Origin of the sequence: Natronomonas sp. CBA1123 (assembly GCF_009741925.1) — an archaeon.
In the GTDB taxonomy this organism is placed as follows: Archaea; Halobacteriota; Halobacteria; order Halobacteriales; family Haloarculaceae; genus Natronomonas.
Map to the genome: position 1 here is coordinate 23,168 of NZ_WPCC01000027.1, position 22,870 is coordinate 46,037.

General features: G+C 67.2%; 19 protein-coding genes and 2 pseudogenes. 10 read left to right on the forward strand and 11 right to left on the reverse strand.

What is annotated here, in order from left to right; translation table 11 throughout:
• Positions 1 to 16 precede the first annotated feature (16 nt).
• From GJ631_RS12315 to GJ631_RS12340, 6 genes and pseudogenes are all read right to left on the reverse strand, one after another.
• On the reverse strand, positions 17 to 1,054 hold the full coding sequence (locus GJ631_RS12315) for a class I SAM-dependent methyltransferase family protein (RefSeq protein ID WP_156709442.1): 1,038 nt from the start codon (positions 1,052 to 1,054) through the stop codon (positions 17 to 19).
• Positions 1,051 to 2,179 (reverse strand): annotated as a pseudogene (locus tag GJ631_RS12320) (60S ribosomal export protein NMD3). Before GJ631_RS12320 ends, GJ631_RS12315 begins: the two are co-directional and overlap by 4 nt.
• Positions 2,180 to 2,233: 54 nt before the next feature.
• On the reverse strand, positions 2,234 to 2,632 hold the full coding sequence (locus GJ631_RS12325; RefSeq protein ID WP_197425030.1) for a hypothetical protein: 399 nt from the start codon (positions 2,630 to 2,632) through the stop codon (positions 2,234 to 2,236).
• Positions 2,565 to 3,005 (reverse strand): hypothetical protein, encoded by a 441-nt coding sequence (locus GJ631_RS12330; RefSeq protein ID WP_156709444.1) that lies wholly within the window; start codon positions 3,003 to 3,005, stop codon positions 2,565 to 2,567. The genes GJ631_RS12325 and GJ631_RS12330 overlap by 68 nt, the downstream gene beginning before the upstream one ends.
• A gap of 85 nt (positions 3,006 to 3,090) precedes the next feature.
• Positions 3,091 to 3,525 carry a GtrA family protein gene (locus GJ631_RS12335; protein WP_156709445.1) on the reverse strand — a complete coding sequence of 145 codons (435 nt, stop codon included), beginning with the start codon at positions 3,523 to 3,525 and terminating at the stop codon, positions 3,091 to 3,093.
• A complete protein-coding gene (locus GJ631_RS12340) occupies positions 3,526 to 4,953 on the reverse strand; it encodes a sulfatase (RefSeq protein ID WP_156709446.1) in 1,428 nt (475 codons plus the stop codon).
• 149 nt (positions 4,954 to 5,102) lie between these two features.
• Between GJ631_RS12340 and GJ631_RS12345 the strand changes: the two genes are divergently transcribed.
• A complete protein-coding gene (locus GJ631_RS12345; RefSeq protein ID WP_156709447.1) occupies positions 5,103 to 6,725 on the forward strand; it encodes a gamma-glutamyltransferase family protein in 1,623 nt (540 codons plus the stop codon).
• Positions 6,726 to 6,798: 73 nt separating this feature from the next.
• Positions 6,799 to 7,665, forward strand: coding sequence for a zinc metalloprotease HtpX (gene htpX / locus GJ631_RS12350; RefSeq protein WP_156709448.1), 867 nt, complete (start codon positions 6,799 to 6,801; stop codon positions 7,663 to 7,665).
• Here the strand turns inward: htpX and GJ631_RS12355 are convergent.
• Complete coding sequence (locus GJ631_RS12355; RefSeq protein ID WP_370518657.1) at positions 7,662 to 8,663, reverse strand: AI-2E family transporter; 1,002 nt, start codon at positions 8,661 to 8,663, stop codon at positions 7,662 to 7,664. The genes htpX and GJ631_RS12355 overlap by 4 nt on opposite strands.
• 95 nt (positions 8,664 to 8,758) lie before the next feature.
• Between GJ631_RS12355 and GJ631_RS12360 the strand changes: the two genes are divergently transcribed.
• Genes GJ631_RS12360 through GJ631_RS18645 form a run of 3 tightly spaced genes read left to right on the forward strand, consistent with a single transcriptional unit; the run spans position 8,759 to position 12,635 of the window.
• A complete protein-coding gene (locus tag GJ631_RS12360) occupies positions 8,759 to 9,793 on the forward strand; it encodes a thiamine ABC transporter substrate binding subunit (RefSeq protein WP_156709449.1) in 1,035 nt (344 codons plus the stop codon).
• Positions 9,794 to 11,545, forward strand: a complete 1,752-nt coding sequence (locus GJ631_RS12365) for an iron ABC transporter permease (protein ID WP_156709450.1) — start codon at positions 9,794 to 9,796, stop codon at positions 11,543 to 11,545. It begins immediately after the preceding gene.
• A gap of 34 nt (positions 11,546 to 11,579) precedes the next feature.
• Positions 11,580 to 12,635 carry an ABC transporter ATP-binding protein gene (locus GJ631_RS18645; RefSeq protein ID WP_370518658.1) on the forward strand — a complete coding sequence of 352 codons (1,056 nt, stop codon included), beginning with the start codon at positions 11,580 to 11,582 and terminating at the stop codon, positions 12,633 to 12,635.
• Here the strand turns inward: GJ631_RS18645 and GJ631_RS12375 are convergent, their stop codons facing one another.
• Positions 12,636 to 14,957 carry an ATP-dependent DNA helicase gene (locus GJ631_RS12375; protein WP_370518660.1) on the reverse strand — a complete coding sequence of 774 codons (2,322 nt, stop codon included), beginning with the start codon at positions 14,955 to 14,957 and terminating at the stop codon, positions 12,636 to 12,638. It abuts the gene before it with no gap.
• Positions 14,958 to 15,137: 180 nt separating this feature from the next.
• Here GJ631_RS12375 and GJ631_RS12380 point away from each other — a divergent pair, with 180 nt between their 5' ends.
• The 3 genes from GJ631_RS12380 to GJ631_RS12390 are packed head-to-tail and all read left to right on the forward strand — an operon-like array spanning position 15,138 to position 17,457.
• Complete coding sequence (locus GJ631_RS12380) at positions 15,138 to 15,578, forward strand: hypothetical protein (RefSeq protein ID WP_156709452.1); 441 nt, start codon at positions 15,138 to 15,140, stop codon at positions 15,576 to 15,578.
• Positions 15,579 to 15,634: 56 nt separating this feature from the next.
• Complete coding sequence (locus tag GJ631_RS12385) at positions 15,635 to 16,201, forward strand: DUF1684 domain-containing protein (RefSeq protein WP_156709453.1); 567 nt, start codon at positions 15,635 to 15,637, stop codon at positions 16,199 to 16,201.
• A 53-nt stretch (positions 16,202 to 16,254) separates the two neighbouring features.
• Positions 16,255 to 17,457: an acyl-CoA dehydrogenase family protein gene (locus GJ631_RS12390; RefSeq protein ID WP_156709454.1), complete on the forward strand. Its 1,203-nt coding sequence runs from the start codon at positions 16,255 to 16,257 to the stop codon at positions 17,455 to 17,457.
• 5 nt (positions 17,458 to 17,462) lie between these two features.
• On the opposite strand, the gene GJ631_RS12395 is transcribed toward GJ631_RS12390, so the two are convergent.
• Positions 17,463 to 18,143, reverse strand: a complete 681-nt coding sequence (locus GJ631_RS12395) for a class I SAM-dependent methyltransferase (RefSeq protein ID WP_156709455.1) — start codon at positions 18,141 to 18,143, stop codon at positions 17,463 to 17,465.
• Positions 18,144 to 18,241: 98 nt separating this feature from the next.
• On the opposite strand from GJ631_RS12395, the gene uvrB reads away from it, so the two are divergent.
• Both uvrB and GJ631_RS12405 read left to right on the forward strand, forming a co-directional pair.
• A complete protein-coding gene (gene uvrB / locus GJ631_RS12400) occupies positions 18,242 to 20,293 on the forward strand; it encodes an excinuclease ABC subunit UvrB (RefSeq protein ID WP_156709456.1) in 2,052 nt (683 codons plus the stop codon).
• A 52-nt stretch (positions 20,294 to 20,345) separates the two neighbouring features.
• The gene (locus GJ631_RS12405; RefSeq protein ID WP_156709457.1) at positions 20,346 to 21,068 is read left to right on the forward strand and encodes a hypothetical protein; all 723 of its coding nucleotides are present in this window, start codon (positions 20,346 to 20,348) and stop codon (positions 21,066 to 21,068) included.
• On the opposite strand, the gene GJ631_RS12410 is transcribed toward GJ631_RS12405, so the two are convergent.
• Both GJ631_RS12410 and GJ631_RS18650 read right to left on the reverse strand, forming a co-directional pair.
• Entirely contained in the window at positions 21,065 to 22,360 is a 1,296-nt protein-coding gene (locus GJ631_RS12410; protein ID WP_370518659.1) for a cobyrinic acid a,c-diamide synthase, read from the reverse strand. The two genes, GJ631_RS12405 and GJ631_RS12410, sit on opposite strands and share 4 nt — an antisense overlap.
• Positions 22,357 to 22,870, reverse strand: a pseudogene (locus tag GJ631_RS18650) (TIGR00303 family protein); the annotation flags it as partial. The gene GJ631_RS12410 and the pseudogene GJ631_RS18650, both read right to left, overlap by 4 nt.

Consider the following 22,870-nt stretch of genomic DNA (forward strand, 5'->3'; position numbering starts at 1 on the left):
GTCACCCCCGTCTCGGTCAGTCCACACGAGCGTCGACGACGCCGTGGACGACGCCGGCGCTGTGGCTCTTCACAACGCGGGTGTCCAGTATCTCGACCGCCCGCCCGTCGGTCTCCGCGGCGGCCTCCAATCGCGCGATTGGCCGCTCCGGAAACCGCTTTTCGGGCGTCGCTTCGTGGAGGTGAAGCGTTCCACCCGAAACGAGGGCGTCGAGTGCGGAATCGAGGTACTCTGCGGCCTCGTAGTAGCCCATCACGACCCGGTCGGCGGTCGTCTCCACCTCTCGGCAGTCGCCCAAGACGGCCCGAAATCGCTCGGAGACCCCGTTCAACATCGCGTTCTCGACGAGCAGGCGGTAGGAGTCGGGGTCGATTTCGGCGGCAGTCACCTCGGCGCCACCGCGGGCCATCGGCAACGCGAAGTATCCGATACCGGCGAACATGTCGAAGACCCGTTCGCCGGACTCGACGACCTCGCCCATCCGGGCGCGTTCGGCCTTGTTCCCTGGCGAGAACATGACACGCGAGAGGTCCACGGCGTACTTCGTGCCGTGTTCGACGTGGACGGTTTCGGTGTCGCCGGTTCCGGCGACGACCTCGGCGGTGGGGTCCCGGCGCGTGCCGTCGATGCCACCGCGGGCCAGCACCGTATCGGCCTCGCCGTGGAGGTCGAGCAGCGCCTCGCCGACCGCCTCGCGCCGGTCTGCGGGAAGCGACCCCTCGGCAGACACGTCGCCGAAATCGGCGAGGACGACGCTACCGATGACGGCCCACGACCCGGGTGCCGCGTCGATTTCAGCCGCCGAGAAGCCGCGGTCGGCCAGTAGGTTGTCGAGGCCGCGCTCCCGACGCGGCAACTCGACGGAGCGAACGTCGGTGACAGCCGTCGACTGAGGCGGTTTGATGACGGGAACGGCGATGTGGCTCTCGCCGTAGGGTTCGACGCTCCGACCGGAGTCGTAAACGCCCTCCTCGCGGAGCGCGTCGATGGCCGTCTGCGTTCGCGACTTCTCGACGACTGCGGCGAGGTCGCTGCCGTCGTCGCCGGCGGTCATTCCTCGTCGCCGTCGGGCAGGACATGCAGTCCCTCACGGTGTTTCAACACCGGCACCTCGTCGGCGTCGGGGTCCATGTAGTCGGGCCGTGGGACGGTCTTCGATTCGAAGGTTTCGGGGTCCAGCACCTGCACCGCACGCTCGTCTTCGATTGCGACGACGGTCGTCCGTTCGGCGTCCGCTCGGGTCCCGAGTTTCCGGGCGTCGGGGGGCGATGCCCTCCTCGAAGTCGGCCTCGTAGCGCTCGCCGGTCTCCACCCGCTTGCCCTTGAGGTTCCCGTGGGCGCTGGTGACGACGACGGGGCCGTCGCCGTCGTCGAGGTCGATGACGTCGCCGGGCGTATACGGCGGCAGACGCGCGACGAAGGTGACGCGGTACACCTCGTTGCCGTCGCCGTCCTCGGTGACGAGCGTCGGCGCATCCGACACCGACCCGCCCAATTCCCGGACGATGCGGTGGGCGATACCCTGGCCCATCTGGTTGGTGGAGATTTTCATGTTCAGGCCGTCTTTCGTCTCTTTGGTCTCGGTGATGAACGCGTTGCGGTCGCCCGTCGCCTCCCGTTCGGCGATGTACTCCTCGGCGATTTCCTTCGCACGGTCGTTCTCCTCGGGCGTCGGGTTGCGGTCGGTACCCCGAACCTGGACGATGGCGGCGTAGTAATCGCCGGCGATGCGACCACAGCGGTCGCAGGTCTCCCGGGAGATGTAGACCGGGACGGTCACTTCCTCCGAGAGCGGCGTCTCACGGATACGGCCGGTGAACAGACAGTGCATCCGGATGGTGTTCTGGTCGATTTGCTCGGGTTCGACGCCCCAGTCGACCTCTTCGGCGTCGACGTGGACCGACAGCTGTTCGGCCGTCTCCTCGACGGCGATGTCGGTGTAGTCGCGGGCGCCCACGTCGACCCAGCGCTTCCCGCGGTGGAGGGCGCCACACTGGCTACACACCCGGACCTCGATTCGGTCGGGGGCGTCGACCAACTCGAAGTCCTCGAAGTAGCAGTCGTCACACAGTACGGAATCGGGGTCTTTCGGTCCGCCCGGAAGGTCGGCCTCTGACGGCCGCTCGACGGCGTCGCCACAGCGCGGGCAGAACTCACCGGAGCGGGGACCGGAACTCATTGGCGGTCGTAATCGGCGGAGGCGTTTAAGCGGCGCGGCACGCGGACGTGCCGTTCACGCGTCTTCGCGACACTCCAGCAGTTTTCCGTCGGCTCTCGGGTCGGGTGACTCCTCGCCTGTGACTTCGACGCGCCAGACGACGTTCTCGTCGACGTAGTAGCGGGCCGTCCACCAGTAGTCCCCGTGGAATCTGTTCGCGTGGAGGGTGAGTTCGACCGTCGTGCCGTCGACATCGAAGTACGCCGTCCCCGACTCTCCGGGTGCGGATGGCGCCTCGAAATCCGACGACAGCGACGCGACCAACTCGATGTAGCGGTCGACCTCCTCGCCCGGCGGTTCGATGTGGGCCTCCGCCTCACCCTCCTCGGCGGCCTCCAGAAGCACCTCACGGAGGGTCTCGTCGTCGACCTCCCCGATGGGAACGAGGTCGGCTTCGTCGGGGGCGTCGGCCACCGTCGCCCCCACGTTGAGCGTCGGCCGGTAGACCCCGCCACTCCCGGAGAGCGTGGCCTCGTACCCCCCGTCGACGGAGGTGGGGGTCGTCCGAAACGGCGACGGACAACCCGTAGGAGTCGACCCGGGATTCGGGTTCGTACTCGACGACCTCGTCGCGATAGTAGACGTGTTCGTAGCTCTCGAGGAACGACGCGGCCGCCTCGCTGTCGAGTTCGCGTGGCCACTCCACGTCGAGGTCCTGACTCGTCGGACAGCCGTCCGGCAGTTCGCGGGTGCTGTTCCCGGGAAGGGTGTCGGTACAGCCGGCGAGTGCCGCCACGGTCGCTCCCGAGGCGACGAGCAAGGCGCGTCGATTCGGCGTTGGGTCCATACACGACTGTCCGGTAGAGGACGGGGTGGGTTTTGTGATGACTCAAACGCCGGCTTGAGTTATCGCCCCGGTGTGTCCGCGTCCTTCAGAGTACGTCGCCGCCCCACGTCCACTTCGTGTCGAGAACGTAGCGGTAGATGCCGCTGATGCCGATGGCGACGGCGTTCGCGAGCAGGTACTGCACCGACACCCACTCGACCAGCGCGAACAGGACGCCGAGTTGGATGGGTATCGCCGACCCGCGGACGAGGTTCGTCTTCAGCAGGCCGTACAGGTACGCCGAGAGACCGGTGTTTCGGTTCGCCTGAAACGTCCAGGCGTTGTTCAGAACGTACTGGAAGATGATGGTGGTCTCGATGGCGACCGTCGCTCCCACCAGATAGTTCCACCCGACGTAGTCGACGAACAGCCACAACAACAGCATCTGGAGGCCGGCAGCGGTCGTCCCGACGGCGACGAACCGCTGGAGTTGCGCCGCCGCCGGCCCGCCGACGAGGTTTCGGAGGAATTGCCGTACCATCTAGCGGTAACCGAGCGCCTCCAACCGTGTCTGGAGGTCCTCGTCGACCTCCTCCGGTCGTTCGGCCTCTGTGCCCCGAAGCGTCGCGGCGTGGGCGGACGCAATCGGCTCGAACAGCTCGATGACGGATTGCTGGTCCTCGGTCGGTTCCGCCGAGAGGTCGTCTTGCTGGGTCGGGTCCGATGGCCTATGATACAGTTCGGTCCCGCCCGACTCGACGTTCTCGATGTAGGTCCACTCCTCGTCCCGGACGCTCACGAGGAGGTCGCCGTCGTCGAGCGCGCGGGGAATCGGCTGGTCGGTCACGTCCTCGCCGCGGACGGTCACGGAGACGACCGGGTCGTCGGCGGGGTCGGCCCCCGAGGTGACGGTCGGGACGAGCGTGTCGCCGGCCCACGCCGGGGGGGCCTCGGCGCCGAGGAGGTCCGCAATCGTCGGCGGAATCGAATCGAGAGAGACCTGCCGTTCGACGCGCCGTGGTTCCGCTCCCGGCACGTCGACGAGCAGCGGCACCCGAATCAACTCGTCGTACAGTTTCGGGTAGTGGGCGAGGTGGCCGTGTTCCTGAAACTCCTCGCCGTGGTCGCCGGCGACGACGAACGCCGTCTCCTCGCCGACGCCAGCGGCGTCGAGGGCCTCCAGCAGGCGGCCGATGCTGGCGTCGACCTGCCGGGTCGCACCCTGATACAGCATTCGGAGGCTCTCGAGGGTTCGGTCGCTGACCTCGCGTCCGAGCCCCGTCTGTGCGTGGGCGAGCAACATCCGGTGGGTGCCGACGGTGTCGCCGGAGACCTCCCGGATGTACCGCGGTGCAGGGACGTAGGGCGTGTGGGTGTCCATGTAGTGGACCCACAGGAAGAACGGCGACTCCGTCTCCTCGATGAACGACTCGGCGGCCCCCTCGACGTCGGCCATCCGAGAGGTGTTGAGGAAGGGTTTGTCGTCGCTGCCGCCGCGGAGCCAGGAGGCGGCCCGGCGGAACGGCGATGTTGCCAGTTGGAGCCACGCCTCCACCGTCGGGTGACTCGCTAAATACTGGCTGTAGATGCTGCTGCCGATGTCGGCGACGAAGGCATCGAACTCGTCGAATCCGGAATCGTAGTTCCAGTGCTCCGTGAGAAAGCCGTTCGCGGCGTTGAAGCCGGCGGTAGAGACGCCAGCCTCCGAGAGCACTGTCGCGAGGGAGTTCGCCGACTCGACGCCGATGTCACCCGTATCGGCGAAGACTGGTCTGGACGACAGTATCGACGGGAACGAAAACGGCGTCCAGTTGCCGGTCGCGAAGGCGTTCTCGAACACCGTTCCGCGGTCGGCCAGCGAGTCCAGAACCGGCGTGTGTCGTTCGTCGTCGTACGGGGCGATGGCGTCGGCCCGCAGCGAATCCACCGTCACGAGAACGACGTTCGAAACCGGTGTGTTTGATTCCATTGTGATGGTTCCATCGGTAGCCCGCGAACGCGTTCGGACTCCTTGTGGGTATCTCAGGAGCCTCACCGTCTAAATACCGTGGGTTTCGGCGCGTTCGGTCAGCGACGGGGAGACACCGAATCTATATTCCCGCCACTCACACCCCCAGTATGGACAATCCAACAGTCGACGAGTTCGGCTCCCGGCGCTCGACGATGTACGGGCCGAACGGCGCCGTCGCGACGAGCCAACCGCTGGCAGCGGAGGCCGGCCTCCGGACGCTACAGGACGGTGGTAACGCCTTCGACGCCGCCGTCGCCACCGCCGCAGCGCTGAACGTCACCGAACCCACTTCGACGGGGCTGGGTGGCGACGTGTTCATGCTGTACCGAAGCGCCGACGGCGAGGTCGGTGCGATGCGTGCCTGCGGCGGCGCCCCAGCGGATGCGACCCGCGAGAACGTCCGTGAGGCCGTCGCCGACGAACAGGGGGTCGCCCCAGAAGAAGCGACGATGCCCGAAACCGGCGCCCACGCCGTGACGGTCCCCGGCACCGCTCGCGGCTGGGAGGCCACAGTCGAGGGATTCGGCCGCCTCACGCTCGCGGATGCGCTGGAACCGGCCATCGAGTACGCCACCGAGGGGTACCCTGTCACCGAGGTCATCGCCAGCGCGTGGGAACACGGCGAGGAACTGTTCGAGTCCGACCACGCACGGGAGGCGTTCCTCGTCGACGGTGAGCGCGCGCCGAATCCGGGCGAGACGGTCCGACTCGAACAACTCGGCGAGTCGATGCGGGCCATCGCCGAAGAGGGCGCCGACGTGGTGTACGAGGGGTACATCGCCGAGGCCATCGCCGAGGAGGTCCAACGCGAAGGCGGCTTCATGACTGTCGACGACCTCGCCGATTTCGAGGTCGAGTCCCCCGACCCCGTCTCGACGACCTACGGCGACGCGGAGGTGTACGAACTGCCGCCGAACAATCAGGGGCTCATCGCGCTGGAGGCGCTCAACATCGCCGAGGAGTTGGGGGCCCGCGAACACCCCGCCGACTCGGCGGCGCGGATTCACTACCTCGCCGAGGCGATGAAGTTGGCCTTCCACGACGGCCACCGCTACATCACCGACCCCGACTTCGAGGAGATTCCGCCGCTGGAATCGAAATCGTGGGCGGAGAAACGCGCCGCGAACGTCGGCGAGGAGGCCTCGGACGTCTCCTTCGGCGTCCCCGACTCCAACGCCGAGGACGCCGACACCGTCCTGTTGTGTGTCGGCGACAGCGAGGGCAACGTCGTCTCCTACATCAACTCCCGCTTCGCCGGGTTCGGGAGCGGTCTCGTCGCCGGCGACACCGGCATCGCTCTCCAGAACCGCGGGGCCTCCTTTTCCCTCGACGACGACCATCCGAACCGACTGGAACCGGAGAAGAAGCCGTTCCACACGCTCATTCCGGGGTTGCTGAAGCGCGGCGACGACGACTGGTCGGCCTTCGGCGTCATGGGCGGGTTCATGCAACCGCAGGGGCACCTCCAGACGCTCGTCGGAATGGTAGACGACGACAAGACGCTACAGGAGGCACTCGACACCCCTCGATGGCGCTACCGAGAGGACGGCCGCCTGGCCGTCGAGGCCCGGATGTCGACTGCGGTCCAGAACGGTCTGCTCCGCCGTGGACACGACCTCGAAGTCCTCCCGCCACTCATGTTCGGCGGCGCACAGGTCGTCCGCAACGAGGACGGAACGCTGTCGGCGGCGACCGAACCGCGGAAGGACGGCAACGCCTCCGTGTACTGAGTCCAGGTGACACTGCGGCCCGACGGCATCGCCGACGCGCGGACTTTTAGCCTTCGGGAGCCAAAGTGGACGTATGCAGTGGCAAACCGACTGGGGGCTCCGCGTTCGGATGGGGTTCACCATGTTCCTGCTGTTCGCCCTCTATCTCGTCTTCGTCGGCGTGTTGACGCTGTACTTCGGGAACCTGCTGATTCCGGCGATTCTGCTCGGAGCGTTCTCGTTGGCACAGTACTTTTTCAGCGACAAACTCGCGCTCCGCTCGATGGGGGCCCGAACGGTCAGTGAGGAGGAGTACCCGCAGCTCCACGCACAGGTCGGCCGCCTCTCCCAGCAGGCCGACCTCCCCAAACCCGACGTAGCGGTCGCCGACAACCGGACGCCGAACGCCTTCGCGACCGGCCGCTCGCCATCTCACGGCGTCGTCTGCGTGACGACCGGGCTACTGGAGGCGCTCGACGACGACGAACTCGAGGGCGTCATCGCCCACGAACTCGCCCACATCAAGAACCGCGACGTGGCAGTGATGACCATCGCGTCGTTCCTCTCGACTATCGCCTTCCTCATCGTCCGGTGGGGATGGCTGTTCGGCGGGCGGAACCGCAACGGGGCGCCCGTCATCGTCGCCATCCTCGTCTCCTTGGTCGTGTGGGTGATTTCGTTCCTGCTCATCCGGGCGCTCAGTCGCTACCGCGAGTACTCCGCCGACCGCGGCGCGGTCGCCATCACGGGCAAGCCCTCGGCGCTGGCCTCGGCGCTGATGACCATCTCCGGCCGGATGGACCGCATCCCCGAGGAGGACCTCCGCGAGCAGGCCGAAATGAACGCGTTCTTCATCATTCCCATCAGCAAGGGGTTCATCGGGAAAATCGCCCGGACGCACCCGCCGACCGAAAAGCGCATCGAGGCGCTTCGGGAGATGGAACGGGAGATAGAGACCTAATCGTCCTCGGCGGGTGCTCCGCCATCGCTCAGGAGGTCGACCACTTCCACGAGGACGGCGACGGCCAGCGGCCCGGCGATGATGCCGATGACGCCGACGGTGAGGACGCCGCCGGTGAAGCCGACGAAGTAGAGACTGGCGGGGAGGTGTGCCTGACTCGAAGCCAACCGTGGGCGGACGAGCAGGTCGGGAAGGAGACCGATGAGCAACGGTCCGAGAACGATGATTCCGACCGCCCGGTCCGGCATCCCGATGACGAAGTCGTAGCCGGCGAGGCCGACCGCCAACACCCCGGGGCCGACGATGGGGATGAACTGGAGGATGGCGGAGATGACCGACAGCACGACCACGTCGCTGTAGCCGAGGATGTAGAACACGACGAGCGCGATGGGGAACGTGACGACGGCGGTCGCGGCTTGGATGACGTACAGCGCGTACAGGGTCCCCGAAATCCGGCTGTTCAGCGCACGGAGCACGTCGTGGTACTGTGGAGGGGTAATTTCGAAGGCGGCCCGGCCAACGGCGTTCGGCCGCAACAGGAGTCCGTACAGCAGGATGGTGAACATCCCGAGTTCGAGCAGCAGGAAGATAGAGGAGAAGGCCAGCGTACTGGCGATGTCGCGGACGATTTCGGTCGCGGTGGCGACCAGTTCGGCCGTCTCCTGGGTCACGACGAAACCGAAGGCCTCGACGGTAATTTCCTCCGGGAGGTTCCGGAACAGTTGGAGTATCGCGTCCCGCTGCCGGAACAGGGTCCAGACGATGGGCGAAAAGAGGACGACGACGACGACGAACGCCAGCGTCGTCACGAGGGCGCTCGCGATTCGGCGGGAGGTACCGCGGTCGACGAGGCGTTGGCGAACGGGGTAGAGGACGTAGGCGACGGTGATGGCGAAGAAGACGACTTCGACGACCTCCCAGAGTATCGCCGCGGTCAGGAGTGCGACGGCGACGAACAGCGCCGCGAGGACGTATCGGCGGCGACGAAGCGTTGACACAGACCTGATTGCGTGGGGGAGGCCAAAACCGTTTCCCGCCGACGGCCCGCCTGTCGAACGCGCTGCTTAAGTACACGGAGAGATACCACTGGGTAATGAGACGACGCACGTTCATCGCGGGTGCGGGAACCGCCGTCGCCGCGACGGCCGGCTGTGTCGGCTACACGGGCGGCAACGAGGGCGACGGCGTCGTCACCGTCGCCACCTACGAGTCCTTCGTCGACAGCGAGGAATCCATCGGCCCGTGGCTCAAGGAGAACTTCGAGGCCGACCACGACGCCGAAATCGAGTTCACCGTCCCGAGTTCCGGCATCAACCAGTACATCCGTCGGAAACAGGAGGGCGCCGACATCGACGCCGACCTCTTCGTCGGCCTCAACGTCGACGAACTCATCCGCATCGACGATGAACTCGACGAGCAACTGTTCGATTCCATCGCCGGCGACCTCGAACGCTCCGACCGCGTCATCGACGAACTCCGGTTCGACCCCGACGACCGTGCGATTCCCTACGACACCGGCTACATCAGCCTCGTCTACGACGAACGCGAGGTCGAACCGACGACGTTTGAGGACCTCACCGACGAGGCAAATCGTGGGGAACTCATCACCCAGAACGCCCAGGAGTCCGACCCCGGCCTCGCCTTCCTCCTGTGGACGGTCCACGAGTTCGGCGCGGACGGCTACCTCGACTACTGGCAGCAACTGGAGGACAACGAGGTTCGCATCCTCGGGTCCTGGAGCGACGCCTACAACGCCTACACGAACGAGGCCGCAGACATGGTCGTCTCCTACTCGACCGACCAGGTGTACAACGGCGACACGCCACGGCATCAGGTCGGTTTCCTCAACGACCAGGGATATGCCCAACCCGAGGGGATGGCCCGATTCGCCGACGCGCCGGATGCCGACGCCGCGACCGACTTCATAGAGTTCATGCTCCAACCGGAGGTACAGGGCGTCATCGCCGAGAAAAACGTCCAGTTCCCGGCGGTCGACGACGCCGAACTCGACGATGAGTTCGCCAGCCTCGCCCACGTTCCGCCGGAACCGGTCACGTTCGGCTACGACGAACTCGCCGGCAACCTCGACGGCTGGGTCGACGAGTGGGCCCGCCAAATCGTCGAGTAGATGGCTCGCTCCCGCCGGCGCGTCGACACCCCGTTTCTCGTCGCCGGTCTCGTGACGGCCGCGCTGTTGGTCGTCATGCTGTACTACCCGGTCGGGAGCGTCCTCGTCGAGGCGGTGTTCGCCGACGGCCGCCTCTCGCTCGAACCGATTCGGGTGGTTCTCACCGACTCGCTGTACTTCGGGGACCTCGCCGGTGTGTTCGCTGGCGAGTCGCCGCTGGAACTCCTCCGTGCGGTGCTCGCCGGCGAGGCGAGTTTCGGCCGGTTCGGCTTCACGGCGTATCAGGCCGTCCTCTCGACGCTCCTGAGTCTCGCAATCGGCCTGCCGGGGGCGTACGTCCTCGCCAACTACGAGTTCCCCGGCCGCCGGACGGTTCGGTCGCTGACGCTCGTCCCCTTCGTTCTCCCATCAATCATGGTCGCCGCCGGGTTCGCGGCGATGTTCGGCATCAACGGCCCGCTGAATCGGGCGCTTTCGGCGGTCGGCCTCCCGACGGTCGAACTCATGTTCACGCTGGAAATCATCCTGCTGGCCCACGCCTTCTACAACGCGCCGCTGGTCGTCCGGGTCGTCGCGGCGGCGTGGGAGGGCGTCGACACCCGGATGGTCGAGACGGCCCGGAGCCTCGGCGCATCGCCACGCCGGGCGTTCCTCGACGTGGTCGTCCCGCAACTCGCTCCCGCCGTCCTCACGAGCACCCTGCTCGTGTTCATCTTCACGTTCATGTCGTTCCCAATCGTGCTGGCGCTGGGTGGGTTCCAGTTGGCGACCGTCGAGGTGTTCCTCTACGACCGTATCTCCCGGCTCCAACTGGAGGAGGCCGCGGCGTTGGCCGTCCTCGAAGCCGCCATCACACTCGGGCTGACCTACGCGTACCTCCACTACGAGCGCGCCCAAGCCGCCACCCGCGGAGTCGCCGCCAAGTCCCGCCAACGGCTGTTCGCCCGCGTCGACCTCGAACGCCTCGCGGTCGCTGGCTACGGAATCGTGATTGCAATCGTCTTCGTCGGTCCCATCGTCTCGATGCTGCTGGCGAGTGTCCTCGACGCAAATGGGGCGTTCACCCTGCAGTACTACGAGTTCCTGCTCGACCGTCGGGACGCCGTCGTCGGCACCCAACCGGACGTGGCCATCCGGAACTCGCTGGCCTTCGCCGTCGGGACGCTCGTCCTCGCGGTGCCGATGGGCGTTGTCGTCGCGCTGGCGACCGCTCGTGACACCCTCTCCGCCCGCGTCGTCGGGACGCTCGCGATGCTCCCGTTCGCCGTCTCCGGCGTCGTCGTCGGCCTCGGATTGCTCCAGACGGTCGTCTTCGGCGTCGAGGTGTTCGGTCTCCAACTGCAGGTCACCGGCGCCGTCGCCATCGTCGCCGCCCACGCCGTCGGCGCCTACCCCTTCGTCGTCCGGACGGTCACGCCCGCACTCTCGTCGATGGACGACAGATTGGTCGAATCGGCCCGCGCGCTCGGTGCCTCGCGGACCCGAGCGCTCCTCGATATCGAACTCCCGCTCGTCACGCCCGCCGTCGCCGCCGGAGCTGCCTTCGCCTTCGCCATCTCCATCGGCGAGTTCAACTCCACGGTCGTCCTCGTCGAGGGCGGCGACGCCTACACGATGCCCGTCGCCGTCCAGCGGTATCTCTCCGACAGGACGCTCGGTCCCGCCACCGCGATGGGGTCGGTACTCCTGGTCGTCACGAGCGTCAGTTTCGTGGTCATCGAACGTCTCGGGGCGTACGGAGGAATCGAGTGATGGCACGGGATGGCGGCGCGACGAGGTGGCGACGGTGAGGGTCGACCTCGATGGTGTGAGCAAACGGTACGGCCCGACGACGGCGCTGGCGGACGTGTCGCTGTCGGTCGCCGACGGCGAGTTCTTCACGCTGGTCGGCCCCTCCGGGTGTGGGAAGACGACGACCCTGCGACTGCTCGGGGGCTTCGAGGAGCCGACGGAGGGGACGGTTCGCTTCGACGGCGAGTCGATGGCTGGCGTGCCGCCGGAGGCCCGCGGCGTCGGCTTGGTGTTCCAGAGCTACGCGCTGTTTCCACACATGACCGTCGCCGAGAACGTCGGCTACGGACTCCGATTCGCCGACCCGCCGGGCGGCGTCACGACCGACGCGCGAATCGCCGACCTGCTGGAGCTGGTCGGATTGGAGGGCTTCGAGGACCGCGACCCGACGGAACTCTCCGGCGGCCAACAGCAGCGCGTCGCATTGGCGCGGGCGCTGGCGCCCGGTCCCGAACTCCTGTTGCTCGACGAGCCGATGAGCGCACTCGACGCCCGCCTCCGGGAGCGGCTCCGCCGGGACGTCCGCGAGATTCAACAGGAACTCGGGGTCACGACCGTCTACGTCACCCACGACCAGGCCGAGGCGCTCGCCGTCTCCGACCGCGTGGCGGTGCTCTCCGAGGGCCACGTCGAACAGGTCGGCCGGCCACAGGAGCTGTACCGCCGACCGGCCTCACGGTTCGTCGCGGAGTTCCTCGGCGAGAACAACGTCTTCGACGCGCAGGTCGTTGGCACGACCCGTGGTAACTCGACAACTGCAGGTGAAACGGAGGGGTTGACCGTTCGGGTGCAGGGGTGCGATTTCGTCCTGCCTCGGGTGGAGAACGCGTCCGACGAACGTCTGACGTTCTGTGTCCGACCCGCGGCCTTCGAGGTCGATTCGGGGACGAACCGACTCACCGGCGACGTGGTCGACAGCGAGTTCCTCGGCGAGACGACCCGGGTCCACCTCGACTGGGAGGGGACGCGGGTCGTCGTGGCGCTCGATACCCCGCCCGAGGCCGACGAACTGACCGTCGGGTTCGACCCCGAAGACGCGTGGGTGTTGTAATCAAGTCGACCAGAACCGTTCTAATGCGAAATCGAACATATCGGTGCTGACGGCGCCGAACTCCTCGCGGTCGGCTTCGCCGAGCAACTCGCGGACGCTGTCCCAGGAATCGCGCGCGTAACGTTCGTCACAGAACACCCGGACGCCGCGTTCCTCTGGGCCGCGGATGACGCGGCCGACGGCCTGTCTGGCCTTCCGGACGGCCGGCACCGCCAGGGCGTATTTGAACCCGTCCCCGAAGGCGCGGTCGTAGGCCGTCCGGACCGCCCGGGTTCGGGGACTCGCCGTGTTGATGATGGGGACGCCACAGACGATGGCCGCCGACAGGCGGTCGCCGCGGTAGTCGACGCCCTCGGTCAGCGTTCCGCGGAGACTCGTCACGAGCACCTTCGGGTCGCCCTCGAAGAACTCGCGTTTCAGTTGCTCGGTCGCCACGTCGTCGGTCGCCTCGTCGACGAGCACCTCCTTGTCGTGGTCCGAGAGGATGGAGGCGGCCCACTCGGCCTCCCGGTATGACGGCATCCCGACGAGGACGTTCCCCGGCGAGTCGGCGACCTGTCGAATCGCCCGGGCATGGGCGCGTCGGGTGTCGGTCTCTTCGTCGGGGTCGCCGCGGTTCGAGTAGGTGAATTTCGGCGCGGCGACGGCGTAGGACCCCCGGTTCTCCTCGGGGAACTCCAGTCCGTACGTTCGCTCGACGACGGGTCGGTCCTCCTCCTCTTCGAGATGTCGGAGGCCGGTCACCTCGGCGAAGGCCTCCAGCGGCTCCAGCGTCGCACTCATCAGGATGCCGCCGCCGAACTCGCCGAGTTGCTCGCCGATGGCGCCCGATGGGAGGCAGTTGTGCAGCGAAAAGCGGGCGGTGTAGGCCCGGCGCCACGACTCGGCGGGGTGGGTGTCGTCCCACGTCCGTTCGAGTTCGATTTCCCGGAAGAAGTCGGTGTGGTCGGCCCGGTACCACGTCCCCAGCGTCCGTCCGACCGGGGGTGCAGCACGGCGTTTGTCCTCCTCTTCGACCGTGTCGAGGATGTGGCCGGCGACGGCACACACCGACTCGGCGCGAGTCCACACTTTCGCGTCGAAGCCGTTGCGTTCGGCCCACCGCGTCAACTCGTCCGTGCCGGGCTGTTCGGGGTCTCTGAGCGGTATCTCGTCGTCGCGTAGCTCGGGGAGGTTCCGCTGCCAGTCGGGTCGCTCGGCGTCGAGGTGGTCGGTGACTCGTTGGTCGAGTTCCTCTTGGAGCGCGACGAAAAACCGCTTGGTGTCGCGTAACTCCCCCAGCGTCACGTCGGTCTCGTTCAGTTCGTCTCGGACCGTGGCGGCCTCCTGTTTGGCCTCGCCGCCGTAGCGGGTCTCGGTGCCGCCGCCGGCTTCCTCCATCGCCGCCAGTGGCTCGATGACCCGCGACAGTTCGCTCTCGGCGCTCCGGAGCGAGCGCCCGGAGACGCCGTCGCCGACCAAATCCCGGACTCGGGGTTCGAGCATGTGCGCCTCGTCGCAGACGACGAACGTCTCGTCGTCTATCAACGCGCCGGTGAACGACTCGACGGTCGTCGGGTCGAAGGCGTGGTAGTAGTTGCCTACCAGAACCTCGACGTGGGGCAACAGCGCGCCCATCACCGAATGCGGGCAGGCGCCGTGCCCGGCCGACAACTCCACGAGGTCCTCGCTCTCGATGAGGCCCAACTCGGTGGGGTCGAAGGGGACTGCTTCGACCGGGTCGCCCTCTTCGGGCAGGTCCGCGAGGTACTGTGCGTAGAAGGGGCAGTACTCGACGCCGCTGTCGCCGGCCTCGGGCATCTCCCGGGGATACGGCGTCGGTTCGCCGGCCGCCTCCAGATACGACGCGCTGCTTCCGGAATCGCCCAAGCCGACCTGCTGGCTGCGTGCCTGTGCCGCCAGCGAGTCGGCGGTCGTCTCGTCGGTCAGTCCACGAGTGCGCTCCCGGAGGCCCTCACAGCGCTCGTAGACGTTCGTCTCGTCGATGCCGCCGGCTCCTTCGATGTTGTACGGACACACGTCCGCTTTCCCGACGAGCGTCATGGCCGAAATCGGGTGCCAGTCGTCCGGCAGGTTTCCGTTGATGGTTCGGAGGTCCTCCTCGAACTGCCGGAGTTGCTGTTTGACGCTCGTGAGGACGAAGACGCGTTCGTACGTCGAGTCGGGGTCGCGGACGAGGTGGATGCCGGCGGTCAACGCAAGCATCGTCTTGCCGGTGCCGCAGGCACCCTCCAAAGCGAGAAATCCGCCCTCGCGGGCCGTCTCGACGGCCGTCTCGATGCCGTCGACTTGGTCGTCGTAGGGTTCGTCGTGGCCGAAGATGGGCCGCCAGTCGGGGCCGTCGGCGCCGTTGCCCCTCCCGACAGACGCGCCGCTTCCGTCGTCGCTCCCGCTCGACTCCTCGGCGTCGTGGGACACACCGGGAGTGACGCGTCTTCGCCTAAAGACGTGTCGAACGGCCCGGCCGTGGGTTTATTTGCCGTCGGGAACCAACTCGGTCCGATGGCCCGCGAACGCTCGCTTCGACCCTCCTTCGACGTGAACTGGCGGCCGACGCTCCTCGGAGCCGCCGCGCTGTTGGCCGTCCTCCTGCCGGGGTTGCTTCGGCTGGAAATCCGTCGGGAGGTGTATCTCGGCGGCCTGCTGGCGGGTCTCGTCGCCGGCGGGCTGACCGACCGCTACGGCAACGCGATGTCCAACGGGCTGTTGGCGGGCGCCCTCGGCGGCGCGGCGGCCTGTGTGGTGCTGTTCGCCTACGGGTCGTACGCCTCGTGGCGGCTCGGCTTCGGCTTCGATTCGGTGTTCGCCGCCCAGTACGGCTTCCGCGCGATTGCGCTGTTCGTCCTCGCGGTGCCGATTCACGCCGTCGAGGGGGCGCTTGCGGCGCTTCTCGCCAACGGCCTCCGGGTCCGACTGCTGGACCGCTTCGCCAGCGGCGGGTAGCGACGGTAGCGTCCCGGTGCCGGGCGGCTTATCCGTCCGACCCCCGAGATTCGGGTATGGAGTTCGACACCGAGGCGTGGCGCGAGGAGTTACAGTCCTACCGCGCCGAAAAGGACGAGCAGTTCGCCACTTCGCGGCAGTCGCCGCTCCCGCCCGAGAAGCGCGAGAACTTCGACGGCCTCGCGTACTTCGACCCCGACCCCGCCTACCGCGTCGAAGCGACGGTTGAGTTGGTCGACAGCGACGAGACGGTGGCGATGGAGACGACCGCCGAGGGCGAGCAACTGTACGAACGCGCCGCTCGCCTCCACTTCGAGGTGCCCGACGCCAGCGGCGATGTCGACGAACACACCCTCGTCGCCTACCAGCGCGTCGACCACGAGGGCGGGTCGCTGTTCGTCCCCTTCCGCGACAAGACGACCGGCCAGCAGACGTACCCGGCCGGGCGGTACATGGAACTGCACGCGGAGGGTACACTCGAAGACGGCGCGACGGTGCCGCTTGATTTCAACCTCGCGTACAGCCCGTTCTGTGCCTACAGCGACGCCTACGAGTGCCCGCTGCCGCCCGAGGAGAACTGGTTGGAAGTGGTGATTCCGGCCGGCGAGCGCTACGAGAACTGACGACTGGCTTCGCCGAGCCACGTCTTTTTGCCCACTGCCGACCACGTGTGTCTATGCCACACGACTGGCGGGATTCCGTCGACCTCACCGAGACCCAGCGACTGGTCCGGCGGAACATCCGGGAGATATGCGAGGCCTTCGACGACGCCTACTGGCGCGAGAAGGACCGGTCTGGCGAGTATCCCCACGAGTTCGTCGACACGCTGGCCGAGGAGGGCTGGCTCGGAATCCTGATTCCCGAGGCGTACGGCGGCGCGGGGATGTCGACGGCCGAAGCCGTCGTCATGATGGAGGAAATCGCGGCCAGCGGCGGCGGGTTCGCCGCCGCTCAGGCGATTCACGGCGGCGTGTACAACTCGGTGCCGCTGGTGAAATACGCCGACGAGTCGCTGAAAGCCGACCTGCTGCCGAAGGTCGCTTCGGGAGACGTTCGGATTCAGGCGTTCGGCCTGACGGAACCCAACGCCGGGTCGGACTCGACGGCGATGGAGACCCGCGCACGGAAGGACGGCGACGAGTACGTCGTCGACGGGGCGAAAATCTGGATTTCCCGCGTCGAAGCCAGCGATTACCTCCTCCTGATGGCGCGGACGACGCCCCGAGAGGCGGTCGAGAAACGAACCGAGGGCATCTCGATGTTCCTACTCGACCTCGAAGACGCCTACGACGACGGCCTCGAAATCGAGTCGATTCCCAAGACCGCGAGTCGGGCGGTCGGCGCCTACCAACTGTGGTTCGACGGGGCCCGGGTACCCGCAGAGAACCTCGTCGGCGAGGAAGGCGAGGGGTTCTACCAGATGCTCGACGGCCTCAACGAGGAGCGAGTCGTCATCGCTGCGGAGTGTCTCGGGTTGGGCGAGGTTGCCCTCGAACGAGGTATCGAGTACGCCGGCGAGCGGGAGGTGTTCGGCGGGCCAATCGGCGCGAACCAAGCGATTCAGCACCCGTTGGCCGCTGCCTACGCCGACCTGCTGGCGGCGAAGAAAGTGATTTACGACGCCGCCGACCGTCTCGACGACCTCCCGCGGGAGGCCGCCGGCGCCGAAGCCAACGTCGCGAAGTACCTCGCCGCCGAGGCGGCCTTCGACGCCGCCGACGCCGCGGTTCAGACCCACGGCGGCTTCGGCGTCGCCCGCGAGTACGACGTCGAGCGGTACTTCCGGGAGGCACGGCTGACTCGGCTCGTCCCCATCACCCAGCAACTCGCGTTGAACTACCTCGGCGAGCACGTGCTGGGGATGCCAAGGAGTTACTGACTCGCTTACGGCGCGACGCCGACGGTCAGCAGCGTCCCGTATTCGCGGTAGCGTTCGACCATCGCCTCCCGCGTTTCCCAGTCGTCGGTCGGGAACTCGCTTGCCGGCGGAATCTCGGTCTCTCTGTCGGGGATGGTGTCCTGTTCGGCGACGTAGAAGCCGGCCTCCCGGAACGCCGCTCGGTACTGTTCGTAGTCCCACAGCGTCATCTCGATTGAGATGTTCTCCTGCCAGGCGTGGGTGTGTTCGCTTTCCTCGAAGTAGTTCACCGCACAGTAGAACGTCCCGCCGGGTCGGAGAACACGGCGCAGTTCCTCCAGCGCGCCGACGGGGTCGGGCGCGTAGTAGAACGCCTCCATCGAGAAGGCGTGGTCGATGCTGTCGTCGGCAAAGGGCAGCGACTGGAAGTCCCCGACGACGTACCCGACTGCGTCGTCGTCGGTGTAGTCCCGTGCGTTCTGTACCATCTCGGGGGCGCCGTCGAGGCCGTAGGCCCGGCCGGCGTCTTTGGCCTCACACATCGCGCGGGCGGCGTAGCCGCTCCCACAGCCCAAATCGAGGACGGTGTCGCCCGATTCGATTGGCATCCGTCCGAGGGCGTACTTTGCGGTGTGCCAGTGGCGCTGCTCCATCCCCTTGTCGCGGCCGTCGGCGGCCCACTCGTCGAACTCCGCGCGAACGCTCATGAGCGCCGTTGGTCGCCGGAGGGGTTAACGCCCACGAAGCGACTCGGTCCGTCGCCGCGAGCGTTCGCCTCAAGTGTCCCGACGCCCACCACTCGGTAATGAGCGACACCGGCCCGCTACAGCCCGACCGTCCCGACGCCGCCCGACGGTTCGAGGTCGAGGCACCGTTCGACCCGGCGGGCGACCAACCCGAAGCCATCCGCGAACTCGTCGACGGCTACGAAGCCGGCGCCGAGAAACAGACGCTTTTGGGCGTCACCGGTTCGGGGAAGACCAACACCGTCTCGTGGGTCGTCGAGGAACTGCAGCAGCCGACGCTCGTCCTCGCACACAACAAGACGCTGGCGGCCCAACTGTACGAGGAGTTCCGGAACCTCTTCCCGGAGAACGCCGTCGAGTACTTCGTCTCCTACTACGACTACTACCAGCCGGAGGCCTACGTCGAACAGACCGACACATACATCGACAAGGACATGTCGATAAACGAGGAAATCGAGCGCCTGCGGCACTCCGCGACGCGGTCGCTTTTGACCCGCGACGACGTCATCGTCGTCGCCTCGGTGTCGGCCATCTACGGCCTCGGCGACCCGAACAACTACGAGTCGATGGCGCTCCGGCTGGAGCGCGGCGAGGAAATCGGCCGGGAGGACCTCCTGAAGAAACTGGTCGATTTGAACTACGAGCGCAACGACGTGGACTTCCAGCAGGGTACCTTCCGAGTCCGTGGCGACACCGTCGAGGTGTTCCCGATGTACGGCCGATACGCCCTTCGCGTGGAGTTCTGGGGCGACGAAATCGACCGTCTGATGAAAGTCGACACGCTGAACGGCGAGGTGGTCTCCGAGGAGCCGGCCGGACTCGTCCACCCGGCGGAACACTACTCCATCCCCGAAGAGCGCCTCCAGCGGGCCATCGACGAGATAGAGGAACTGAAGGAGAAACGCGTCTCGTACTTCGAGCGGCAGGGCGATTTGGTCGCCGCCCAGCGCATCGAGGAACGCACCACCTTCGACATCGAGATGCTTCAGGAGACGGGCTACTGTTCGGGCATCGAGAACTACTCGGTGCACATGTCCGACCGCGAGTCCGGCGAACCACCCTACACCCTGCTCGATTACTTCCCGGACGATTTCCTCACCGTCGTCGACGAGTCCCACGTCACGCTGCCCCAAATCAAAGGTCAGTACGAGGGCGACAAATCCCGGAAGGACTCGCTGGTCGAGAACGGCTTCCGGCTGCCGACGGCCTACGACAACCGCCCGCTGACCTTCGAGGAGTTCGAGGAGAAAACCGACCGGACGCTGTACGTCTCGGCGACGCCCGGCGAGTACGAGCGCGAAGAGAGCGACCGGGTCGTCGAGCAAATCGTCCGACCCACGTACCTCGTCGACCCCGAAATCGAGGTGCAACCGGCCGAGGGACAAATCGAGGATTTGATGGAGCGCATCGAGGCGACGAGCGACGACGAACGCGTCCTCGTGACGACGCTGACCAAACGGATGGCCGAGGACCTCACGGAGTACCTCGAAGGCGCCGGCGTCGACGTGGCGTACATGCACGACGAGACGGACACGCTGGAACGCCACGAACTCGTCCGGTCGCTGCGACTCGGCGAGATTCAGGTGCTGGTCGGCATCAACCTCCTCCGAGAGGGACTCGACATCCCCGAAGTCTCGCTCGTGGCCATCCTCGATGCCGACCAGGAGGGGTTCCTGCGGTCGGAGACGACGCTGGTCCAGACGATGGGCCGGGCCGCCCGGAACGTCGACGGTCGGGTCGTCCTCTACGCCGACGAGACGACCGGTGCCATGGAGTCCGCAATCGAAGAGACCCGCCGCCGTCGGGAGATTCAAACGCAGTTCAACGAAGAGCACGGTCACGAACCGACGACCATCGAGAAGGCGGTCGGCGAGACGAACCTTCCGGGGTCGAAGACCGACACCAGCGGCGTCTCGGGACTCGACGCCGACTCCGCCGACGAGGCCGAAGAACTCATCGAACGCCTCGAAGACCGGATGCAGGAGGCCGCCGACAACCTCGAGTTCGAACTCGCCGCGGACATCCGCGACCGTATCCGCGAACTCAGGGAGGCCTTCGAGGAGTTGGCCGACCCCGACGAGGGGGTTCCGACGCCCGACGACGAGTTCTGAAACCGACACGCGTCGGCGTCGTCTTTTTCTCCTCCCCCTCCGACCGGTCGGTATGGCCGTTCGTGCGCTGTTCCGTTCGCCCGCCGCCGTCGTCTGGACGCTCCTCGGAGCGCTCGCCGTCGGTGTCGTCTTCGCCGCGGGCTGGCAGGCCCTCGCGGCCGTCCGGCAGACAGTCATCGGAGCAGGACCGGGCTTTCTCGTCGGGTTCGGCGAACTGCTGACAGTCGCCGTCGCCATCGTCGTCGTCGCGGTTCTCGCTCTCGTCTGGTACCCTTTCAGCGCTGCAATCGCCTATGCGGTCGGCCGAACGGAATACGGCGGCGGCGCGTCGGTTTCGGCTGCCGGCACCGCCGTGTACGAACGCCGGTGGTCGCTGTATCGGTGGCTGAAAACTCGGTTTGCGGTCGGTGACCTCGCCGACCGACTGCTCGACGAGGACGACGTGGCGCAAAACGAGGTGGGGTTGGGGTGTGCGCCGTTCGTCGTCCCGGCGTTGGTCCTCGATTCGGGGACGCTGCCCGAGGCCGTCGGCCGGGCCAACCGGGTGACGCCCACTGGCGGCCGCGAGCGCGTTGCCGTCGCATCGCTCGGTCTCACGGCGGTTCTCGCCGTCGGGACCTTCGGCGGCGGAGCTGCCATCGACGGGACGACCTGGCCGCTCGTCGCGGCCCTCGCTGTCGGGGTTTTCGGCTGTGTCGTCACCGCCGCAATCGATTCGGCGTGGCGGGCGGCGACGTACGTCGACGACGACGGCGACCGGGAGTTCTACCGCTAGAGCGAGTCGACAAACGAGTCGAAGGCACCCGAATCGGCGTGGACGTGGGCGTAGGTGCCGAGCGTCCAGTACTCGGTGAGTCCGTCCTTGCCATCGGCGATACCGTCTCCTCGCTTCACCTCGAAGGCGAACTCGGCGTCGTCGGCCACCTCGGCCGTCGAGTAGTGGAATTCGTGGCCGCGCAACTGCTCGCCGCCGCTGGCGGTGAGGGTGTCCCCGCGAGCGACCAACTCGACGTGGTCCAGGGCCTGATACCGCTCGCACATCGTCACGTCGGCGGGGAGGACGCCGGCCATCGCGTGGGTGTCGCCGTCGGTGTCGGTCAGCGTCTCCGACAGCGCCATCAGGCCGCCGCACTCGCCGAGGACGGGCAGGCCCTCGGCGGCCCGCGCTCCGAGTTCAGAGAGGGTACCGCCCGCGGCTAACTCCGCGCCGTGGAGTTCGGGGTAGCCGCCGGGGAGATAGACCCCGTCGCAGTCCGGCAGTGGGTCACCTGCGACCGGTGAGAACGTGACGACCTCGGTGCGTTCCCGGAGCCGTTCGAGACTCGCCGGATAGCGAAAGCAGAACGCGGCGTCGTCGGCGACTGCGACCGTCTTTCCGGTGTCGGTTCCGGGCGGTCGGGGCTCCGGCCGTGGTGGTTCCGTCGCCACCGCCAGTAGTTCCTCGACGTGGATTTCCTCGCTGGCTTCGTCCAGCGTCTCCTCGTCGATGGGTGCCTCACTCCCCATGTGGAGGCCGAGATGGCGGTCGGGAATCTCCAGGCCGCCGAGCGGGGGCACGCGGCCGAAGTACGACAACGAATCGGGGAGGGCGTCCCGAATCCCGGCCTCGTGGCGGCCGCCGTGGGCGCGGTTGGCGAGGACGCCGGCCACGTCGATGTCGCGGTCGGCTTCGGCGGCGTACTCGCGAAAGCCGAGCGCTTGGGCGGCGACGCTTTCCATGCCCGCTTTCGCGTCGACGACGAGGACGACCGGAAGGTCGAGTACCTCGGCGACGTACGCCGTCGAGTTCGTTCCGTCGTACAGTCCCATCATCCCCTCGACGACACAGATATCGCCCGACCCGCGGTGGTAGTTGCGTCGACAGCCCTCCTCGCCGGACAGCCACGGGTCCAGCGTCCGGGACGGTCTCTCACAGACGGCGGCGTGGTGGCTGGGGTCGATGAAGTCCGGCCCGGCCTTCGCCGGTTGGGGGCTCTCTCCCGCCCGCTGGAGTGACCGCAGAACGGTGAGCGTGGCGACGGTCTTGCCGACGCCGGAGGACGTGCCTGCAAGGACGACGCCGTTCACGCCTCGGGCACCTCTCGGTCGGCGTCGGCCAGGAGGCGGTCGTACACCTCACGGACGCCATCGCGTACGTCGGTCATCGGTAGGCCGGCGCGGTCGGCCAACGCGAGGGCGCCGCCCATCCCGACGCCCTCTTTGGCTTCACCGCGGTTGTAGGCGGCCATCGCGGGGTGGTCGTCGGTGAACCCGGGGTCGGTCGTCGTCACCGAGAGGTCGAGTTCGCGGGCGGCGCGGTCGAGGTCGACGGTGGGGTCGTCGTCGACGAAGGAGGTGGTGGCGAGCGTGAGGTGGCCGTCGTAGCCGTCGTGTCGGAGGCAGGCCGCGGCGGCGACGAGTTGTGTGCCGCCCGCCAGCGTGACGGCGGTGTTGGTTTCGAGGGGCCCGGCGGCGACACCACAGAGGACAGCGAGGGCGGGGTCGCCGGCGCGTCGGAGCGCAACCGTCGGTTCGCCGGCGGCGTCGCCGGGGTCCAGCGACGAGGCCGAGAGCGCTTCGTCGACCACCCGCCGTTTC